The organism is Streptomyces sp. CA-249302 (genome assembly GCF_050936785.1).
Taxonomy (GTDB): Bacteria; Actinomycetota; Actinomycetes; order Streptomycetales; family Streptomycetaceae; genus Streptomyces.
Genome location: NZ_JBNJMG010000001.1, coordinates 2,219,794 through 2,237,736, shown reverse-complemented (window position 1 = coordinate 2,237,736; position 17,943 = coordinate 2,219,794). Strand labels below are relative to the sequence as shown.

Below are 17,943 nucleotides of genomic sequence, written 5' to 3'. Positions count from 1 at the left end.
TTTGGTGGGCCGCGGACCCGCGTTTTTGGGCACGCTGATCCGTAACCCATCCGGAGGCGCGCTCGCTGCGAATGCCTCATGTGACAGGAAGGGGTCGCGTGCGGCCGGGGAAGAGGGGGATCGACTTGGAGGCGGACGAACTTCTGGTGCTCGTCGCGGGCGGCGACCAGAAGGCATTCGAGGAGCTGTACGGCCTGGTGTCCGGTCCGGTGTTCGGGCTGGTCCGCCGGGTCGTGCGGGATCCGGCGCAGTCGGAGGAGGTGTCCCAGGAGGTGCTGCTCGAACTCTGGCGGTCCGCCGCGCGGTTCGACCCCGGGCGCGGCAGCGCGCTCTCCTGGATCCTCACCCTGGCCCACCGCCGGGCCGTCGACCGGGTCCGCAGCGCCCGCGCGGCCGGCGAACGCGAGCAGCGCGAGGCACGCCGGTCCGGCAACAACCCCGCCTTCGACCATGTCGCCGAGGAGGTCGAGGCCGGCCTGGAGCGCGAATGGGTGCGACGCTGCCTGGACCGCCTCACCGCGCTGCAGCGCCAGTCCGTCACGCTCGCCTACTACGACGGCTACACGTACCGTGAAGTGGCCGACCGGCTCTCCCTTCCGCTGGGCACGGTCAAGACCCGTATGCGCGATGGACTCACCCAGCTGCGCAAATGCCTGGGAGGTGTCGCATGAGTCTCCTCGACCGTATGTTCCGCCGCGGGGACGTCCACTCGCTCGCGGCGCCCTACGCGCTCGACGCCCTGGAACCGGGGGAGCGGATCCGCTTCGAGAAGCATCTGAAGAGCTGTGACATCTGCGCCGCCGAGGTGCGCGCGCTGTCCGAGGACGCGGTACGGCTCGCCTGGTCGACGGCGGCCCCGGCGCCGGCCGCGATGCGCGACCGGGTGCTGGCCGCCGTACGCGCGACCCCGCAGGAGCCGGGGCCGCTGCGGGAGCACACGCCGCAGCTTCCGCCGCACGTCTGGGGCACGCAGCCGCCGCCGGGACGCACCCGTGCGCCCCGCGAGCGCCGCCCGCTCTTCGTCCCCTTCGCCACCGCCACGGCCGCCGCGGCCCTGGTGGTCGCCGCGCTGTTCGCCGTCCAGGCCAACCAGACCCAGGACAAGCTGGACGCGGCGCAGGCGCAGTCACGTGAGATCGCCCACGTTCTCGCAGCTCCGGACGCGCGCGCGAGCATCGGCAAGGACTCCCAGGGACGGAGTATCGGAGTGGTCGCGTCGGCCTCGGAGGCACAGGCGGTCGTCACGCTGAGCGGATACGACGACCTGCCCAGCGGACGGGTGCACCAGCTGTGGCTCATGCGCCCCGACGCGCAACCACGCTCCCTCGGCCTCTTCAAGGGCGGCGACACGCCCTTGGTCGCCACCGACCTCAACAAGTCGGCCACATCACTCGCTGTGACCGTGGAGCCCGACGGCGGATCGGCACAGCCCACCAGTCAGCCCATTGTCCAACTCGCCCTGAAATCGGTTGGATTCGGAGAGTAACCAAGGAGGAGTCGTCAACACCCTTACAGGGAAGGTGAATCCTGCGACCGCGATACACGAGTGCCCGGTTGGGGCGATAGGGTTACCCTGCCCGGGCCGGGTGGACTCGTACGGGTGGGGAGTGACATGGAACAGATAACAGTGCGCAGCAGGGCCAGGGTCCCTGCGATCACTTGCGGGAGCAGCGCGACCAGTTCGCGCCTCGACCGCCATCTCTCGGTACTGGCGGGTCCCGCCGTGCCGCAGCAGAAGACGGCTGAGGCGACCTCGCTGATGCTCGAGCTGACCTCGCGCGACACCACGCAGAACCGCAGCGACAGGGGCGCGCGCGTACGCCGCGTCTCGCTCTTCGCGCCGCTGCGCCGGCTGACCCGTTCGCTGTTCGGCGGGCGCTGAGCCGTACCGGCGTTCCTGCCTGCAAGGAGGGTGTCTTCGGTACGTTCCACCCGCTCGGTACCGAAGACACCCTGGGGTCAGCGCTCCCCGCGCGCGTACCTCCGCACCGCCAGCGGCATGAACACCGCGATCAGCGCCACGCTCCACACAAGTGACCCGGCGACCGGATGCGCCACCGGCCAGGCGCCGTCCGAGGGCACCGGCGCGTTCCCGAACAGGTCCCGCAGGGCCGTCGTCACCGCGCTGATCGGATTCCACTCGGCGAGAGTCCGCAGCCAGCCCGCGAGCCCGTCGGTCGGGATGTAGGCGTTCGACAGCAGCGGCAGGACGAAGGTCGAGGCCCCCAGCTGCCCGGCCGCGTCCTCGCTGCGGGTCAGCAGCCCCAGGAAGATCCCGATCGACGTGCAGGCGAACCGGAACAGCAGCAACAGCCCCACGGCGGCCGCCACTTCCAGCGCGCTCCCCTCGATCCGCCAGCCCACCGCGAGCCCGACCAGCAGCAGCGGCACCGTGCCGATCGCGGTGACCACCAGGTCGGCCACCCCCTGCCCGAGCGGTACGGCGGCCCGGCTCACCGGCATCGTGCGGAACCGGTCCATGACGCCCCGGTGCGAGTCGGCCGCGGCCTGGAACATCCCGGTCATGATCCCGCCCGCGGCGGTCGCCACCAGCAGCCCCGGCACCAGGAAGGACCGGTACTCACGGCCGGGCATCGCCAGGGCGCTGCCGAAGACGTAGCCGAAGAACAGCAGCATGTTGATCGGCATGACCTGGGTGAGGATCGCGAGCCCGGGGCTGTTGCGGACCCGCCGCAGCTGACGGCCCACCATCGCGAGTCCGTCGTACGCCAACGTGCTCATACCGCGGGCTCCTTGTCGGTCGTGTGCTCCGAGGAGCGGTCGGTCAGCCGGAGGAAGACGTCGTCGAGCGTCGGCGTCCGCAGGCTCGCGTCGAGCAACGGCACCCCCGCCGCGTCGAGTTCACGCACCAGGCGCGGCAGGGTGAGCGTCGAGTCCCGGGTGACCGCGCCGACCGCGTGCCGCTCGTGGTCGAACGACGGTTCCGTGCCCGTGAGTTGATCGAGGACGCCGGCCGCCTTCACCATCACGTCCGGGTCGGCGACCACCACCTCGACGTAGGACCCGATCAGGGACTTGAACTGCGCCGGTGATCCCGTGTGCGCCACCCGCCCCCGGTCCACCAGGGCTATGTCGTCGGCGAGTTGGTCGGCCTCCTCCAGATACTGCGTGGTCAGCAGCACGGTCGTCCCGTCCGCCGTGAGCTCCCGCACCGCCTCCCAGATCAGCGTGCGGCTGGCCGGGTCGAGTCCGGTCGTCGGCTCGTCCAGGAACAGCACCTCGGGGCGGCGGATCAGACTCGCCGCGAGGTCCAGCCGGCGGCGCATCCCGCCCGAGTACGTCGACGCCCGCCGGTCGGCGGCCTCGGCCAGCCCGAACCGGTCGAGGAGCTCCCCGGCGCGCTCGCCGGGCGCCCGGACCCGGTGCAGCCGCGCGAACAGCCGTAGGTTCTCCCGGCCGGTCAGGTCCACGTCGACCGACGCGTACTGCCCGGTGACGCCGATGCTGCGCCGTACCGCCGCCGCCTCCCGTACGAGATCGTGCCCGGCGATCCGGGCGGAGCCCGCGTCCGGCCGCAGCAGTGTGGCCAGCAGCCGGACGGCCGTCGTCTTGCCCGCCCCGTTGGGCCCGAGGACACCGCAGACGGTGCCCCGGGCGACCGCGAGATCCAGCCCGCGCACCGCGTGCACATCGCCGAAGCTCTTCTCCAGACCTTCACTAAGTACGGCGTACGTAGAAGTCATGGCTCGACCATAGCGCACTACGTACGCTGTACGTAACTAATATGGTGGCCGAGGTGATGATCGATGGCGGGCCGAGCTGCGGTACCCGAAGTGATCTGGGCGCGTCCCGAGCGGGCGGGCCGGGGGCCGAGGCCTGCGTACACGCGCGCCGACATCGCGGCGGCGGCGGTGAGACTCGCCGACGAGGGCGGCCTGGACGCGGTGTCGATGCGGCATGTCGCGGCCGAGCTGGGGTGCGGGACGATGTCCCTGTACAACTACGTCCCCCGCAAGGAGGACCTGTACGAGCTGATGGTGGACGCGATCAGCGGCGAGCACGAGGAGTGGGAGCCGTCGGGGGACTGGCGGGCCGACATGGTCCGGGTCGCGCACCAGACGCGGACGCTCATGCACCGCCACCCGTGGCTGCCGGGACTGATGTCACCCGTGTACGGCTTCAGCCCGAACGCGCTGCGGTACCTCGAGCACTGTCTGGCCTGTCTCGATCCGCTCCAGGACATGAAGTACGGCATGAAGATGCAGCTGATCGGGCTGCTCAACGGGGTCGTGACGATGTACACGGCGAACGAGCTCGCCACGGCCGAACGGACCCGGAACCTGCCGTGGTCGGCCGAGCAGGAGAACGCGGCGCGGATCGCCTACCTGGGCAGCCAGATCGCCGGCGGCGCGTATCCGCGGATGGCCGCCGCCTTCACGGAGGACGCCGGGCCCATCGATCTGGACGCCGTGTTCGAGCTGGCGCTCGCCAGGGTGCTGGACGGCTTCGACCCCGACCGGCCCTAGATCAGCGCGAACTGGCCTTCCGGACCTTCCTCGTGGTGGTCCAGGACGGATGCCGGCCGGCGCGACGCCTCCGGCGGTGGCAGGATGCCGGCCTCGCGGAGGTCGGTCGCGGTGATCGGCTCCGTGACGGTCAACTCCTGCCGCTGCGGGCGCACTTCCGCGAGCAGGGCGAGGACCGTGATCAGCTCCAGCAGCTCCGACGTCCACGTCTGCGGCCAGGCCGGCGGACGGATCGCCGCGAGCGTCCCCGGCTCCGCCTCCGCCGTGCGCACCGTGAACCACTGCTCCAGGACCCGCACTCCGGCCGCCTCGAAGTCCCAGGCCTCCGGCGGCACCGGCGAGACACGGCCCTCGTCCAGGAGCAGGGTCTCCTCGTCGCGGTCGTAGTCGATCGTGAGCGGGCGGGAGGGGAGGGGCGCGCGGACGTAGGGCCGCCGGCCGCCCGGGAGCTTGGGCCGCTCACCGTTGCGACGCATCAGCCACAGGACGCGGCGGCCCAACTCCACGCCGTTTGACCAGAGTTCACCGTCCCCGGTGAGCGGGACCGACAGGTCCGGCCGTGCCGCGGCCAGGATCCATGCCAGGACGTCCAGCGGCTCGACGGAGTGGCCCAGGCGGGCGCTCAGGTGCTCCAACAGGCCGGGTGCGAGGTTGGGTTCGGTGCCTTTGGGGCGGCGGTACAACGGGCGTACGGGACCTGGGCGCAGGAGTGGCAGATGGGGTGTCACGAGGAGCTCCGACGAGCTCTCGACCACGAACACCTGCTGCTCGTCCGCCACCCGCCACAACTCCGGCCGGGCCGCGTCGATCAGCCGGTGGTCCGGGATCAGCCACTGCTCGTCGAAGGGGGCGTGCAGGACCTGCACGGGCTCCGGGCAGGGGCCCGAGGCGCGGACGAGCTTCTCCGTGCCGCTCGACTGGCCCGGCAGCTGCCCGACCGCCGAGTGCGGCGTGCGCGACCGGGTCGGCTCGAACAGGGCCTCCCGGTCCGGGCCGTCGGCCTTCAGCAACGCGTCCCAGCGGGCTTTCAGAGATGCCGCGTCGGGGCCCGTCGGCCACCCCCGGCCGAGCCGCGGCGGTGCGACGGACCACGGCATGAGGTCCGCCAGCGGCGGAGCGTCGTCGTGCGTCACGCTGGGCATCGTACGACCTTGCACGGACAGTCACCTCAGGTGGCGTCGAGAGTCACCGTGAACGAGAAGCGGTCGCCCCGGTAGTGGATCACCGCCGCGTCCAGCACCCTTCCCTCCCCGTCATAGGTCACACCCGTGTAGTGCAGGATCGGGCTGAGCAGCGGGACCTGGAGCAGCCGGGCCGTCTCCGGGTCGGCGAGCCGGGCCTCCACCGTGTCCGTGATGCGGCTGATGTCCGCCCGTACGACGTCCCGCAGCACCTTGGTCATCGGCCAGCGCACCAGGTCCGACGGGTCGATACGGGCGGCCAGTTCGGGACGGACGTAGTTGCGCGCGTGGTTCGTCGGCTCGCCGGTCTTCTCGTCGCTGCGCAGCCGGTGGTACGTGGCCACCTCGCCGATCTCCGGGAAGTACTCGGCGAGTTCGGCCGGCACGGGCGCCTTGCCGTGGTCCAGCAGCTCGGTCGTCATGCCGGACTGCTGGGCCACGATGGCGTCCACCGAGCCAAGGAGCCGCACCGGCGTACCCCGTCGCGCGTCCGGCTCGATGAAGGTGCCCCGGCGCCGGTGCCGGGTGATCAGGCCCTCGTCCTCCAGCTCCTTCAGCGCCTGCCGCATGGTCAGCACGCTCACCCCGTAGTGCCCGGCCAACTGCTCCTCGGTGGGCAGCCGGAGCGGGTCCTGCGGGGAGCGGCCGAGTATCGAGGCGCGCAGGGACTGCGAGACCTGGTACCAGAGCGGCAGCTTGCGGTTCAGGACGATCGAGTCCGGGGCGAAGGAGGTCACGGGCCATCCGTACCGGTCGGGGATCTTCAGTGCAAGGGGCGGAAATGCCGTTCCAGGCCCCGCCACACGTCGTCGTAGTGCGGTTGCAGGTGGTCCGCCTGGGCCGCGTGCGCGGTGAGCGTGACCGGCCAGCGGGTCTCGAACATAAACGCCAGCCCGTCGTCCACCTTCTGCGGCTTCAGCTCGGCCGCGCTCGCCCTGTCGAACGTCTCCCGGTCCGGGCCGTGCGCCGACATCATGTTGTGCAGCGAGCCGCCACCCGGCACGAAGCCCTCCGCCTTCGCGTCGTACGCGCCCTCGATCAGGCCCATGTACTCGGTCATCACGTTCCGGTGGAAGTACGGCGGCCGGAAGGTGTCCTCGCCCACCAGCCAGCGCGGCGCGAAGACGACGAAGTCCACGCCGGCCAGCCCGGGGGTGTCCGACGGGGACGTCAGCACCGTGAAGATCGACGGGTCGGGATGGTCGTACGAGATGGTCCCGATGACGTTGAAACGGCGCAGGTCGTAGACGTACGGCAGGTGGTTGCCGTGCCAGGCGACGACGTCGAGCGGCGAGTGGTCGTAGGTCGCCTGCCAGAGGTTGCCGCAGAACTTGTTCACCACCTCCACCGGGCCCTCGACGTCCTCGTACGCGGCGACGGGGGCGCGGAAGTCCCGGGCGTTCGCGAGACCGTTGGCGCCGATCGGGCCGAGGTCGGGGAGCCGGAAAGGAGCGCCGTAGTTCTCGCACACATAACCGCGGGCGTAGGTATCCAGCAGCTCCACACGGAAGCGCACCCCACGAGGGACCAGCGCCACATGTCCCGGCTCCACATGCAGCAGCCCGAACTCCGTGTGCAGCAGCAGTCCGCCCCGCTCCGGGACGATCAGCAGCTCGCCGTCCGCGTCGCTGAAGACGCGGTCCATCGAGGAGTTGGCGTGGTACAGGTGCACGGCCATGCCGGTGCGCTGGGCCGCGTCGCCGTTTCCGCCGAGGGTCCACAGGCCGGCCAGGAAGTCCGTGCCGTCGGCCGGGTCGGGGAGGGGGTTCCAGCGCAGACGGTTGGGGTCCGGGACGGACTCCGTGAAGGGGGCCGTGCGGATCCAGCCGTTGTGCGTGTGCGTGAACGGCGGGTGCGCGGCCGACGGGCGGATGCGGTAGAGCCAGGAGCGGCGGTTGTGGGCGCGCGGCTCGGTGAAGGCCGAACCGCTCAGCTGCTCGGCGTACAGCCCGAGGGGCGCGCGCTGCGGCGAGTTGCGGCCCTCGGGCAGGGCGCCGGGCACCGCCTCGGAGCTGTGCTCGTTGCCGAAGCCGGAGAGGTACGTCAGCCCCTCCGCGGTCTTGCGCGGGTCCCCGCTCATGCTCGCTCCCTTGCGACACAGATTCCGCATCGATTCCTATGTATCACCGTAGGATTGCGGTTTCCCGGACGCAAGAGGGCCGCCGGACCTCCTCACCAGCGGGGAATCTCCTCACCAGGGAGGAACGAGAACCAGACTCCAGGGGGATCCGGCTGTCGGACCGTTGTTCTACGCTCCCGGACATGTCGTGGACGCGGGGCTTCCTTGCCGTGCTCGCGGTCTGTGCCCTGCTGCTGGCCGGATCCGCGGGCTGCGACTCCAGTGCTGCCCGGGACGGGAAGAACGGCGCCTCGCCCTCGCCGGTGGGCAAGGTCCTCGACGACACCGACAAGGAGGGGCGGCATCTGCGCGAGGTCGGCAAGAAGGGCGCCCCCGCGGTCGGCATCGAGGTGCAGCCGGACACCGACGACACCTGGGACGTACGGCTGACCGTGCACGACTTCCGCTTCTCGCCCGCCGGTACGAGGTCGCGGGCGGTGGCCGGCCGGGGCTTCGCCTACCTCTTCGTCGACGACCGCCCCGTCACGAGGCTGCGCGGCACCGCCTACCGCCTCCCGGCCCGGCTCGTCCCGCGCGGCACCCACCACGTCACCGCCCGCCTGTACGCCGACGACGGCACGGTGTGGGCCGTGAGCGGCGAACCCGTCGAGAGCACGGCCGACATCACGGCCTCGGAGCCGGACGACACGGCGAGCGGTACCCCTGGCGCGTCCGCTCCCGGTGCCGCCACGACGAGTGACGGCACGGACACGGTGGCGATGAGTGCATCGGGCACCAACCTCCGTACAGGGGGGCGAGGTTCACCGGAAGGCGTCGGAAAGGCATCATGAAACCCGTGCCCCCCGCGACATCGCTACGCCGAGCGCCCGTACAGCGGCGCAGCGCCGAACGGCTCACCAGGATCCTCGACGCCTGCGCCGACCTCCTCGACGAGGTCGGCTACGACGCCCTGTCCACCCGCGCCGTCGCCCTGCGCGCCGGCGTCCCCATCGGCTCGGTCTACCGCTTCTTCGGGAACAAGCGGCAGATGGCCGACGCCCTCGCCCAGCGCAACCTGGAGCGCTTCACGGAGCGCGTCACCGAGCGCCTCCGGAAGGCCGCCGGCGAGGGAGGCTGGCGCACCGCGATGGACGCCGTACTCGACGAGTACCTGGCCATGAAGCGCACCGCGCCCGGCTTCTCCCTCGTCGACTTCGGCAACCAGATCCCGGTCGGCGCCCGCCACGCCGAACCCAACCACCGCGTCGCCGACCGTCTCACCGACCTCCTGTCCGGCTATATCGACCGCGAGCCGGACGAGGACCTGCGCCGCACCTTCCTGATCGCCGTGGAAACCGCGGACACCCTCGTCCACCTGGCCTTCCGGGTGGCCCCGGAGGGCGACGAGAAGATCATCGAGGAGGCTCGGGAGATGCTGCGGGCCTATCTGTCGCGCGTACTGGACTGACGGACCGGGCCGGCGGCCCGCGGGTTTGCGACCTCACCCCCAAGAGGACTCCCCTCCGTCCATACCGGTCGGTATGCTCGGCCGTGTCCGAGCGTCACCGCCGCCGTCCTCCGGGAGGACCCGTGTCCCGCACCGCCCTGCGAATCTGCCCCTGTGCGAGGCCACCTGCGGGCTGACCCTCACCGTCGAGGGCACCCGTGTCACCGGCGCCCGCGGCGACCGCGAGGACGTGTTCAGCAAGGGGTTCATCTGCCCCAAGGGCGCATCCTTCGGCGCCGTCGACGGCGACCCCGACCGGCTGCGCACCCCCCTCGTCCGCCGCGACGGCGAGCTGCGCGAGGCCACCTGGGCGGAGGCCTTCGACGCGGTCGCGGCCGGCGTGCGCGGAGTCGTCGACCGGTACGGCCCGAACTCCGTCGGCGTCGTCCTCGGCAACCCGAACGTGCACACCGTGGCCGGCGGCCTCTACCCTCCAGTGCTGCTCGCCGGCCTCGGCACCCGCAGCGTCTTCACCGCGTCCACCGTCGACCAGATGCCCAAGCACGTGTCCAGCGGACTGCTCTTCGGCGACGCCAACGCCATCCCGGTGCCCGACCTCGACCACACCGACCACCTGCTCCTCATCGGCGCCAACCCCCTGGAATCCAACGGGAGTCTGTGCACCGCCCCCGACTTCCCCGGCAAGCTCAAGGCGCTCAAGGCCCGCGGCGGCACCCTCACCGTCATCGACCCGCGCCGCACCCGCACCGCCAAGCTCGCCGACCGCCACATCGCGATCCGCCCCGGCACCGACGCGCTGCTCCTCGCGGCGATGGCGTACACCCTCTTCGAGGAAGGCCTGGTCGATCTGGGCGAGTTGACGCCGCACGTCCTGGGCGTGGAAGAACTCCGGGACGCCGTACGGGACTTCACCCCCGAGGCCGTCACGGCGGCCTGCGATGTCGAGGCCCCGCTGATCCGCACCCTGGCCCGCGAACTCGCCGCCGCTCCGACCGCCGCCGTGTACGGGCGCATCGGCAGCTGCACCGTCCCGTACGGCACCCTCGGCAGCTGGCTGGTCGACGTCCTCAACATCCTCACCGGCAACCTCGACCGCCCCGGCGGCGCCCTGTTCCCGCAGGCGGCCACCGACCGCACACCCCGTCCCGCCGGACCCAGCCACGGCTTCAGCCTCGCCCGCTGGCACTCCCGGGTGAGCCAACACCCCGAGGCCAAGGGCGAGTTGCCGCTCTCCGCGCTTGCCGAGGAGATCGACACCGCGACCGCGGAGGGCGAGCCGATCCGAGCCCTCATCACCTCCGCCGCCAACCCCGTGCTGTCGGCTCCCGACGGCGACCGGCTGGACAAGGCCCTGGACGGCCTGGACTTCATGGTCAGCATCGACCCGTACCTGAACGAGACCACACGCCACGCCGACGTCGTCCTGCCGCCGCCCCCGCCCTCCCAGAGCGCCCACCACGACTTCGCCTTCAACACCCTCGCGGTCCGCAACCAGGTCCGCTACACCCGCCCCGCCGTCCCGCTGGAGCCCGGCCGCATGGCCGAGGCGGAGATCTTCGCCCGGCTGATCCTCGCCGCGACCGGCATGCACGGCGCCGACCCGTCCGCCGTCGACGACCTGGTCATCGGCCAGACCCTGGGCAAGGCGGTCAAGGAGCCGTACTCCCCGGTCCACGGCCGCGACCCCAAGGAGCTCGCCGCGCAGCTCACCGGCGAGAGTGGCCCCGAGCGCCGGCTCGACATGATGCTGCGCCTCGGCCCCTACGGCGACGGCTTCGGCGTACGACCGGACGGCCTGAGCCTGGAGCAGCTGCTCGCGCACCCGCACGGCATCGACCTCGGGCCGCTCCGGTCCCGCCTCCCGCAGCCGCTGAAGACCCGGAGCGGCAAGGTGGAGCTGCTGCCCCAGCCGATCGCCGACGACCTGCCCCGGCTGCGGCGCTCGCTGGACGAGCTGCCCGACGGGCTCGTCCTGATCGGCCGCCGGCATCTGCGCTCCAACAACAGCTGGATGCACAACGTCCCCGCCCTCACCGGCGGCACCAACCGCTGCACCCTGCACATCCACCCCGAGGACGCCGAGCGGCTGGGGGTGAGCGATGCGGCTCCGGTGCGGGTGAAGGGCGCCGGGGGAGAGGTCGTCGTCAAGGCCGAGGTCACCGACGGCGTCCGCAAGGGCGTGGTCAGCCTGCCGCACGGCTGGGGTCACGACCGGCCCGGCACCCGGCTCAGCCACGCCGCCACCGACCCCGGCGTCAACGTCAACCAGCTCCTCGACGGCAGCCTGCTCGACCCGCTCTCGGGCAACGCCGTCCTGAACGGAGTGCCCGTCGAGATCATGGCATCGCTGTGACCTGCAGTTTTGCGCTTATTGCTCACGCGTCAACATCTTGTTAACGCGGTTTGAACAGACCTAACGTCGTCGCACCGCCTGCCCCGGTGGAATGTTCAAGGGCGAACGTTAGGTATCCCACTCATGCTGACCATCCTCGGCTTCGCCATGATCGCGACCTTCCTGGTCCTGATCATGCTGAAGAAGATGTCGCCGATCGCGGCGCTCGTGCTGATCCCGGCGCTGTTCTGCGTCTTCGTCGGCAAGGGCGCCAAGCTCGGTGACTACGTCATCGACGGCGTCACCAGCCTCGCGCCCACCGCGGCGATGCTCATGTTCGCGATCGTCTACTTCGGTGTGATGATCGACGTCGGCCTCTTCGACCCGATCGTCCGGGCCATCCTGAAGTTCTGCAAGGCCGACCCGCTGCGGATCGTCGTCGGTACGGCCCTGCTGGCCGCGATCGTCTCGCTCGACGGCGACGGCTCCACCACCTTCATGATCACCGTCTCGGCGATGTACCCGCTGTACAAGCGCCTGAAGATGAGCCTGGTCGTGATGACCGGTGTGGCCGCGATGGCCAACGGCGTGATGAACACGCTCCCCTGGGGCGGCCCCACCGCCCGCGCCGCCACCGCGCTGAAGCTCGACGCCAGCGACATCTTCGTGCCGATGATCCCCGCGCTCGCCATGGGCCTGGTCTTCGTGATCGCGCTCTCGTACGTCCTCGGCCGCCGCGAGCGCAAGCGGCTCGGCGTGCTGACGCTGGACGAGGCGCTGGAACCCCAGGAGGCCGAGACCGTGCTCGTCGGCGCGGGCGGTTTGGACGGCAAGGGCCGCAAGGCGAGCGGCGGTTCGGGCTCCGGCACCGACGCCGACCTCCCCGAGGAGTCCGAGGACGCGGGCTTCCAGGGCCTCGACCCGAACCGGGCCACCCTGCGCCCCAGGCTCTACTGGTTCAACGCGCTGCTCACGGTGGCCCTGCTCACCGCCATGATCATGGAGTGGCTGCCGATCCCGGTGCTGTTCCTGCTCGGCGCCGCGACCGCGCTCACCGTCAACTTCCCGCACATCCCCGACCAGAAGGCCCGCCTCGCCGCGCACGCCGAGAACGTCCTCAACGTCTCCGGCATGGTCTTCGCCGCCGCCGTCTTCACCGGCGTGCTCCAGGGCACCGGCATGGTCAACAGCATGGCCGAGTGGCTGGTCGACAACATCCCGGACGGCATGGGCCCGCACATGGCCTTCGTCACCGGCGTCCTGAGCATCCCGCTCACGTACTTCATGTCGAACGACGGCTTCTACTTCGGCATCCTCCCGGTGCTCGCCGAGGCCGGCCAGGCGCACGGCGTCTCCTCCCTCGAGATCGCCCGCGCCTCCCTCATCGGCCAGCCCCTGCACATGTCCAGCCCGCTCGTCCCGGCCGTCTACGTCCTGGTCGGCATGGCCAAGGTGGAGTTCGGCGACCACACCAGGTTCGTGGTCAAGTGGGCCGCCCTCACATCACTCGTGGTACTCGGGGCAGGAATCCTCTTCGGCATCATCTGACCTTCCCGGAAAGACAGTTCAGGAGGACAAGAACATGGGGCCCGGTAGGAACCGCGGCTGGCTGCTCCGCCTCGTCATCGCCTTCGGCTTCGCGCAGGGGGCGGTGTCGATGGCCCGGCCCGCCGTCTCCTACCGGGCCCTCGCGCTGGGCGCCGACGAACGCGCGATCGGCGTCATCGCGGGCGTCTACGCCCTGCTCCCGCTCTTCGCCGCCGTACCGCTCGGCCGCCGCACCGACCACGGCCGCTGCGCACCCCTGCTGCCGGTCGGCGTGATCCTCATAGCGGGCGGCTGCGCCCTGAGCGGCCTCGCCAACTCCCTCTGGACGATGGCGATCTGGAGCGGGGTGATGGGCCTGGGCCACCTCTGCTTCGTGATCGGCTCCCAGTCCCTGGTCGCCCGCCAGTCCGCCCCGCACGAACAGGACCGCAACTTCGGCCACTTCACCATCGGCGCCTCGCTCGGCCAGCTGGTCGGCCCGATCGCCGCGGGCGCGCTGATCGGCGGCCCGGACATGGCGGGCACCAGCGCGCGGGCCCTGGTGGCGGCGGGTGCGGGGGCGGCGGTCGCGTTCACCTCGCTGTGGCGCATCGAGGACCGTACGGCGGTCAAGTCCCGTACCGCACCAGGCGATCGCGTCCCGGTCGGCTCCATCCTGCGCGCCCGGGGCGTCCCCGCGGGCATGCTGATCAGCCTCTCGGTCCTCTCCGCCACCGACATCCTCACCGCCTACCTCCCGGTGGTCGGCGAGCACCGGGGCATCGCGCCCTCGGTGATCGGCGTACTGCTCAGCGTGCGCGCCGGCGCGACCATCGCCTGCCGGCTGGTCCTGACTCCGCTGCTACGACTGCTCGGCCGGCCCCTGCTGCTGACGGTGACGTGTCTCCTGGCCGCCGTGCTGTGCGCCGGCATCGCGCTGCCGGCGCCGATCTGGGTGCTCGGGCTGATGCTGGCCGCGCTCGGGTTCTGCCTCGGTGTCGGTCAGCCGCTGTCCATGACGACGGTCGTGCAGGCGGCGCCGGACGGCGCCCGTTCCACCGCCCTCGCGCTGCGGCTGACCGGCAACCGGCTCGGGCAGGTCGCCGCGCCGGCCGCGGCGGGGCTGGTCGCGGGGGTCGCCGGGGTGGCCGCGCCGTTCGTGATGCTGGGCGGGCTGCTGTTGCTGTCGGCGGGGGTGGCGCTGCGGTCGCCTGCTCCAGAAGGAGGAAAACCGGCGGGGCGCAGGGCCACGCTTCCGCAATCCGTGCGCCGTATGTGAAAGAGAGTCAGACGAACTGCGACTTGTATGAAAATCGTCTGACTCGGAGGCGCCCGCATGTCCACCACACCCTTGTCGCGCCGCGCCGGTGCGCGCGTCGCCGCCGTCGCGGCCCTGACCCTCGCGGTCGGCCCGCTCCTCGGTTCGCCCGCTCTGGCGGCTCCGCTGCCCGCCGACAACGGAGACGTCAAGATCCACGAGGTGGGTACGGATTTCACGGACCAGCGGGACGAGCCCAAGGTGTGCGACTTCTACCTCGCGGCCTTCAACTTCGACGGGGCGCCCACGCCCGAGCACGTCACCTGGAGCATCGATCCGCAGTCCAACGGGCCGGGCGCGGGCACCGGCCACCTCGACGGCGAGCTCACCGTCGCCGCCGACGGCTCGGCGCACACCATGCCCCTCGGCCTGCCCAACGGGCTGTACAAGCTGACGTGGAAGACGGACCTCGGGCACGGCAAGGGCAAGTTCAAGGTCTTCAAGGTCGACTGCGCGAGTCCGAAGCCGACCCCGAGCACGCCGGGTGGCGGCCCCGGTGGCGGAACCGGCGGCCCGAACGGCGGCCCGCCGGCCGGCGGTGGCGGTCTCGCCCGGGACGCGGCGATCAGCCCGGTCGCCGGCGCCGCGGCGGTCGGCCTGGCCGCGGTCACCGGTGCGGTCTGGTTCCGCCTCCGCCGCCGCACGCATGGCGCGTCGTAGGCACACGCCCAGGCGCAGGCCCTGGTACCGGACGCGCGCCTACCGCCTGACGCGAACGGTCGTCCTGACCGCCGCGCTGGCGACGGGCGCGGTCCGGTGCACCCAGGGCGACGGTCCGGCCGACGCGACCGGAACCGCGACGGGCCGTACGGCGACCGCGGGCGCGAAGGCGGACCAAGGCGCGGCGGCGGGTGCCGACGCCGACCGGGGTGCGCCCACCGGCATCGGCGAGGACCAGGGACCGGCCGCGGGCACCGGTGCCGGGCGGGCCCGCCCGTCCGCCGCCGGTGCCGGCCGTGGCGCCCCCGCCGCGGCCTCGGGCACCCGCTCCGGCGCAGGGACAGCCCACTCCGGCGCAGGAACCGCCCGCACCGCCCACCCCCGTCCGTCGCCGCCCACGCCCCACCCCCTGCCCCGCTCCCGCCCCACCCGCGTCCTCGTCCCCTACATCGGCGTCGACGCCCCCGTCATCGGTCTCGGCCTCGATCGCGACCACCGGCTCACCGCACCGCCGGAGAGCGACGCGGGCCACGTCGGCTGGTACGAGGGCGGCCCCTCGCCCGGCGAACAGGGCACCGCGGTGCTCGTCGGGCACCTGGACACCGACACCGGCCCCGCCGTCTTCGCCGGCCTGGGCGAGCTCAGGGCGGGGCACCTCGTCGAACTCCGCCGCGCGGACGGGCGTACCGCCGTCTACACCATCGACGCCGTCAAGTCGTACGAGAAGTCCCACTTCCCCGACGGGGAGGTCTACGGTGCCCGGGGCCGCCCGGAACTCCGCCTGATCACCTGTGGCGGCGAGTACCACCGCCGTACCGGCTACGCGGGCAACACCGTCGTGTTCGCGCACCTCACCGGCGTCCGGTGACCGCACCCCGTCCCCTGAAGGGGATCGTCCGCTTTCTCACGGACTGAAGCGGACCGCCCGAACTCTTCCCCCGGCCGCACACATTCCGTTAACTTCCGTGACTCGGACGCCCCTCAAGGAGCGTTCTCGACCGCGGAGCACCAGCGCCTGATGCAGCCCCGGGGGCACTCCTCATGACACGCGCCATCTCCCTGCATGACGTGAGCAAGACCTACACGCGAGGCGTTCGCGTGGTGGACCGGCTGTCGCTGGACATCCGGCCCGGCGAGTTCCTCGTGCTGCTCGGGCCGTCCGGGTGCGGGAAGTCGACCGTGCTGCGGATGATCGCCGGACTGGAGGAGATCACCGAGGGCAGACTGCTCCTCGACGGCGAGGAGGCCAACGAACTCCTGCCGTCCGAGCGGAACATGGCCATGGTCTTCCAGAACTTCGCGCTCTACCCGAACATGACGAGCCGCGGCAACATCGGCTTCCCGCTGCGTGTGGAGAACCCGAGCGGGGACCCGCGCCCCCGCGTGGACGCCACCGCCCGCATGCTCGGCATCGAGGACCTCCTGGACCGCTTCCCCAGCCAGCTCTCCGGCGGCGAACGCCAGCGCGTCGCCATGGGCCGGGCCATCGCCCGGCACCCCTCCGCCTTCCTGATGGACGAGCCGCTGTCCAACCTCGACGCCAAGCTCCGCAACCATCTCAGGGCCGAAATCTCCGCACTGACCCGGGAGTTGGGCGTCACCACGGTGTACGTCACCCACGACCAGGCCGAGGCCATGTCGCTCGGCGACCGGGTCGCCGTGCTGCGCGGCGGTGTCCTCCAGCAGGTGGGCACCCCGCGCTCGGTCTACGCCCTGCCCCGCAACGTCTTCGTCGCCGCGTTCATCGGCACCCCGCGCATCAACCTGCTGCGCGGCCTGGTCCGCGCTCCGCTGGACGGCGCGATGACGATCAGCCTCGGCAAGCAGTACCTGCGGCTGCCCGAACCCCTCTCCCTGGACCACCAGTTGCTCCGCGTCCAGCAGGGCCGCGAGGTGATCGTCGGCCTGCGCTCCGAGGCCATCCGGATCGCCAAGCCCGCCTCCGCCCGGCCCGGCGAGGTCGCGCTCACCGGTCTGGTCGAGCACGTGGAGTTCCAGGGGCACGAGGTCCTCGTCCATTTCAACACCGGTTCCCGGCCCGCCGTCGTACCCGATCTGGAGGCCCCGCGGCCGGCCTCCCGGCCGTCCCGGCGGAGGCGCCGCGAGGGTGGGCCCACCGTCCTGGACCGGCTGCGGGAGCGGGCCGGAGCGCTGCGGGCCGGCCCCGTGGTGGTCCTGGACGACCCGCCGGACCGGGATCCCGAACCCGCGTCCCCGGAACCCCGCCTCCCCGGCGACCTCGTCGTCCGCACCACCCCCGACATCGACCTCCGCCGCGGCCTCCAGGTGCCCCTCCTCGTCGACATCGCCCACCTGTTCGTCTTCGACCAGCACGGCGAACGGATCTGCCCGTCCCCGGCGCGGCTGCCCGACCTGGAGGAGTAACTCCCGCTAGGGATGGGGGCATGAACGTGCACTTCACCCGAACCCGGGCAATTCTCTCGACCGTCGGCCTGCTGCTCGCCGTCGGCGCCCCGACCGCGTACGCGGGCCTCGCCGACCGGGCTCCGGCCGAGCGCGGCGCGCCCTACGTCGAGACGCAGCTCTTCTTCGGCACCGCCCGGCCCGACGGCGGACCGGCCGTCACCGACAAGCAGTTCATGGCCTTCGTCGACAACGAGGTCACCCCGGACTTCCCGGATGGTCTGACCGTGCAGAGCGGGCGCGGGCAGTGGCGGGACGCGAGCGGTGCGATCGAGAAGGAGCGGTCGTACGAGCTGATCCTGCTGTACCCGGTGGAGAAGGCGGGCGCGAGCGACCGGAACATCGAGGAGATCCGGCGGGCCTACGAGAAGGCCTTCGGTCAGGAGGCGGTGGGCAGGGTGGACGACCGGGCGCGGGTCGACTTCTGATGTCATAGGACCGCGTCCGGTCGGCGGGAGGGCCTGGCGCCAGAAAACTAACGCCGCTA

The 17,943-nt window shown here is 71.7% G+C and carries 17 protein-coding genes and 1 pseudogene; 13 read left to right on the top strand and 5 right to left on the bottom strand.

Annotated features, from left to right (window positions below; translation table 11 throughout):
• The first annotated feature begins 125 nt into the window (after positions 1-125).
• From ACQEWB_RS10045 to ACQEWB_RS10035, 3 genes are all read left to right on the top strand, one after another.
• A complete protein-coding gene (locus ACQEWB_RS10045; RefSeq protein WP_432843726.1) occupies positions 126-671 on the top strand; it encodes a sigma-70 family RNA polymerase sigma factor in 546 nt (181 codons plus the stop codon).
• Positions 668-1,486: an anti-sigma factor gene (locus ACQEWB_RS10040; RefSeq protein WP_432829239.1), complete on the top strand. Its 819-nt coding sequence runs from the start codon at positions 668-670 to the stop codon at positions 1,484-1,486. The genes ACQEWB_RS10045 and ACQEWB_RS10040 overlap by 4 nt, the downstream gene beginning before the upstream one ends.
• Positions 1,487-1,612: 126 nt before the next feature.
• Positions 1,613-1,882 carry a hypothetical protein gene (locus ACQEWB_RS10035; protein WP_432829237.1) on the top strand — a complete coding sequence of 90 codons (270 nt, stop codon included), beginning with the start codon at positions 1,613-1,615 and terminating at the stop codon, positions 1,880-1,882.
• Positions 1,883-1,959: 77 nt separating this feature from the next.
• On the opposite strand, the gene ACQEWB_RS10030 is transcribed toward ACQEWB_RS10035, so the two are convergent.
• Together ACQEWB_RS10030 and ACQEWB_RS10025 are read right to left on the bottom strand one after the other, a co-directional pair.
• A complete protein-coding gene (locus tag ACQEWB_RS10030) occupies positions 1,960-2,742 on the bottom strand; it encodes an ABC transporter permease (protein WP_432829235.1) in 783 nt (260 codons plus the stop codon).
• Entirely contained in the window at positions 2,739-3,704 is a 966-nt protein-coding gene (locus tag ACQEWB_RS10025) for an ATP-binding cassette domain-containing protein (RefSeq protein ID WP_432829233.1), read from the bottom strand. The genes ACQEWB_RS10030 and ACQEWB_RS10025 overlap by 4 nt, the downstream gene beginning before the upstream one ends.
• 63 nt (positions 3,705-3,767) lie before the next feature.
• Here ACQEWB_RS10025 and ACQEWB_RS10020 point away from each other — a divergent pair, with 63 nt between their 5' ends.
• On the top strand, positions 3,768-4,487 hold the full coding sequence (locus tag ACQEWB_RS10020) for a TetR/AcrR family transcriptional regulator (RefSeq protein WP_432829231.1): 720 nt from the start codon (positions 3,768-3,770) through the stop codon (positions 4,485-4,487).
• Here the strand turns inward: ACQEWB_RS10020 and ACQEWB_RS10015 are convergent.
• The 3 genes from ACQEWB_RS10015 to hmgA are packed head-to-tail and all read right to left on the bottom strand — an operon-like array spanning position 4,484 to position 7,748.
• Positions 4,484-5,629: a type ISP restriction/modification enzyme gene (locus tag ACQEWB_RS10015; RefSeq protein WP_432829229.1), complete on the bottom strand. Its 1,146-nt coding sequence runs from the start codon at positions 5,627-5,629 to the stop codon at positions 4,484-4,486. The genes ACQEWB_RS10020 and ACQEWB_RS10015 overlap by 4 nt on opposite strands.
• A 26-nt stretch (positions 5,630-5,655) precedes the next feature.
• The gene (locus tag ACQEWB_RS10010) at positions 5,656-6,405 is read right to left on the bottom strand and encodes a GntR family transcriptional regulator (protein WP_432829227.1); all 750 of its coding nucleotides are present in this window, start codon (positions 6,403-6,405) and stop codon (positions 5,656-5,658) included.
• Positions 6,406-6,431: 26 nt separating this feature from the next.
• On the bottom strand, positions 6,432-7,748 hold the full coding sequence (gene hmgA / locus ACQEWB_RS10005) for a homogentisate 1,2-dioxygenase (protein ID WP_432829225.1): 1,317 nt from the start codon (positions 7,746-7,748) through the stop codon (positions 6,432-6,434).
• A 182-nt stretch (positions 7,749-7,930) separates the two neighbouring features.
• On the opposite strand from hmgA, the gene ACQEWB_RS10000 reads away from it, so the two are divergent.
• The 9 genes and pseudogenes from ACQEWB_RS10000 to ACQEWB_RS09960 all read left to right on the top strand — a co-directional run bounded on the left by ACQEWB_RS10000 (position 7,931) and on the right by ACQEWB_RS09960 (position 17,884).
• Positions 7,931-8,578 (top strand): hypothetical protein, encoded by a 648-nt coding sequence (locus ACQEWB_RS10000; protein WP_432829223.1) that lies wholly within the window; start codon positions 7,931-7,933, stop codon positions 8,576-8,578.
• A complete protein-coding gene (locus tag ACQEWB_RS09995) occupies positions 8,575-9,195 on the top strand; it encodes a TetR family transcriptional regulator (protein WP_432829221.1) in 621 nt (206 codons plus the stop codon). The genes ACQEWB_RS10000 and ACQEWB_RS09995 overlap by 4 nt, the downstream gene beginning before the upstream one ends.
• A gap of 122 nt (positions 9,196-9,317) precedes the next feature.
• Positions 9,318-11,548, top strand: a pseudogene (locus ACQEWB_RS09990) (molybdopterin oxidoreductase family protein).
• Positions 11,549-11,671: 123 nt separating this feature from the next.
• Positions 11,672-13,075, top strand: a complete 1,404-nt coding sequence (locus ACQEWB_RS09985; protein WP_432829219.1) for a CitMHS family transporter — start codon at positions 11,672-11,674, stop codon at positions 13,073-13,075.
• Positions 13,076-13,109: 34 nt separating this feature from the next.
• Positions 13,110-14,333, top strand: coding sequence for an MFS transporter (locus ACQEWB_RS09980; RefSeq protein ID WP_432829217.1), 1,224 nt, complete (start codon positions 13,110-13,112; stop codon positions 14,331-14,333).
• A gap of 57 nt (positions 14,334-14,390) precedes the next feature.
• Positions 14,391-15,032: a hypothetical protein gene (locus ACQEWB_RS09975; RefSeq protein WP_432829215.1), complete on the top strand. Its 642-nt coding sequence runs from the start codon at positions 14,391-14,393 to the stop codon at positions 15,030-15,032.
• Positions 15,019-15,900 (top strand): class F sortase, encoded by an 882-nt coding sequence (locus ACQEWB_RS09970; protein WP_432829213.1) that lies wholly within the window; start codon positions 15,019-15,021, stop codon positions 15,898-15,900. The genes ACQEWB_RS09975 and ACQEWB_RS09970 overlap by 14 nt, the downstream gene beginning before the upstream one ends.
• Positions 15,901-16,073: 173 nt before the next feature.
• Entirely contained in the window at positions 16,074-17,417 is a 1,344-nt protein-coding gene (locus ACQEWB_RS09965; RefSeq protein WP_432829211.1) for an ABC transporter ATP-binding protein, read from the top strand.
• A gap of 20 nt (positions 17,418-17,437) precedes the next feature.
• Positions 17,438-17,884: a DUF3574 domain-containing protein gene (locus tag ACQEWB_RS09960; RefSeq protein ID WP_432829209.1), complete on the top strand. Its 447-nt coding sequence runs from the start codon at positions 17,438-17,440 to the stop codon at positions 17,882-17,884.
• Positions 17,885-17,943 lie beyond the last annotated feature (59 nt).